The sequence below is a fragment of the Flavobacterium ardleyense genome, assembly GCF_042686085.1.
Lineage (GTDB): Bacteria > Bacteroidota > Bacteroidia > Flavobacteriales > Flavobacteriaceae > Flavobacterium > Flavobacterium ardleyense.
Genome location: NZ_JBHUOL010000020.1, coordinates 1 through 1,394, shown reverse-complemented (window position 1 = coordinate 1,394; position 1,394 = coordinate 1). Strand labels below are relative to the sequence as shown.

Sequence of the window (1,394 nt, the reverse complement as noted above, 5' to 3'; positions counted from 1 at the left end):
TCCAAAAAAAAATAAAAAAAAGTGAGTAATCTAGTTAATACGAGAGGGATCAAAAACGCAAACAAACAAGTTTTGATGGCGTCCTTGACGTATAACTTAAAGAAATATTTGCGATTTGTCGTTAAAAAACCCACACTACATGTGCAACAAATGCAACTAGAATTGCAGAAAGTACATAGCTTAATCAAAACGCATTTTTATGACCTAAAAACAGCCTTTTTAAGTAGTTCACATTTTCTAAAAAAGACACAAAACGTAAAAACCAACCTCGCTTAAATGTCTTTAAATGTGGTTGGTTTTATTGATTTTATCAAGAAATTTGATTTTGAATGATGTTGTGCAACGGTCACGGCTGTTGTAGGCTGGCTAAACTTTAAGTCCAATTTTAAAAATTTGTTCATTTAATATTTCACCCCAAATTTTTATTTTCCCATAAAATTCAACACAATCTTTTAAAGTTTTAAGTTTTTCCAGTATTACCAAAATATCACTTTCAAAATCTATTTTTAGTTCATTTGTAAAATCTTCTAAATTAGTGTTTTCTGTTATTCTGTAACCTAACCAACCACTTTCTCTATATTTTCCTTTTTTCCTGTTTTCGCTCAAGTAAGTTTCTTCACGAGTATGTGTTAAAATATCGAAATAAGTTGCTTTCTTTTTTTTCGAATCTTTTATTTTTTCAGTTAATGCAATTCCAATATTGAAACAAAAACTTAATTCTTCTTTGTTATTCCATTGCGAGTTTTGTAAGTTTATTATAATGAAGAAATCAACCATATTTTTCCACCAAGTTTGTCCGCTGGTTTGATATCCATAAATTTTCAATGTTGGTTTTAAATAACTTTTGATAAATTCGGTTTGTATTTCTTTAGCGTTCATTTGATTTTTCTTCTTTTAGCGTAATTTTTTTCATAGCTTGCCTACAACGGTTTGGCGCTTGGCGAAGGTGGCGATTTTCACCACAAATGTTGATGCGGAGAACCAAACTTTGATTAACCACAAAATTGTCTGCGGAGCACTGAACCGCCACTTTTGCCAAACGCCTGTTAGCGGTAGTTTTTCTATTCTGTAAGTTCATAAACAGATATCGTTTTTTTGTCTGTCATTAAGAGACAATTTTTCTCAACGCTGTATTCGTTTACCTTTAAGTTGTTGTCTTTAAAAGCGATTTGTCCGTCCAATGTAATTACTGACATGCCATTTGTGTCAGAAACTGTGATGAACGAATTTACTCCTGAGTTGAAATAAAGTTTCGAACTGAGAATGCTTTTGTCAGCAATCTGGATTTTCTTAACTATTTCAACATTGCCACCGTTGATTTTGTATAAATGAATTTCACAAGGAGAGTCTGCTGTTGAATTATCGTCTCCTTCAGTTAATGGATTATATGCAAC

2 protein-coding genes and 1 pseudogene are annotated in these 1,394 nt (G+C 31.7%); all 3 read right to left on the bottom strand.

The genetic code is table 11. The features are described 5' to 3' along the window. Positions 1-366: 366 nt before the first annotated feature. A complete protein-coding gene (locus ACFSX9_RS13135) occupies positions 367-879 on the bottom strand; it encodes a DUF4304 domain-containing protein (RefSeq protein ID WP_379808420.1) in 513 nt (170 codons plus the stop codon). Beyond that, positions 869-1,078, bottom strand: coding sequence for a hypothetical protein (locus tag ACFSX9_RS13130; protein ID WP_379808418.1), 210 nt, complete (start codon positions 1,076-1,078; stop codon positions 869-871). Before ACFSX9_RS13130 ends, ACFSX9_RS13135 begins: the two co-directional genes overlap by 11 nt. Continuing rightward, positions 1,062-1,394: pseudogene (locus ACFSX9_RS13125) on the bottom strand (hypothetical protein); the annotation flags it as partial. The gene ACFSX9_RS13130 and the pseudogene ACFSX9_RS13125, both read right to left, overlap by 17 nt.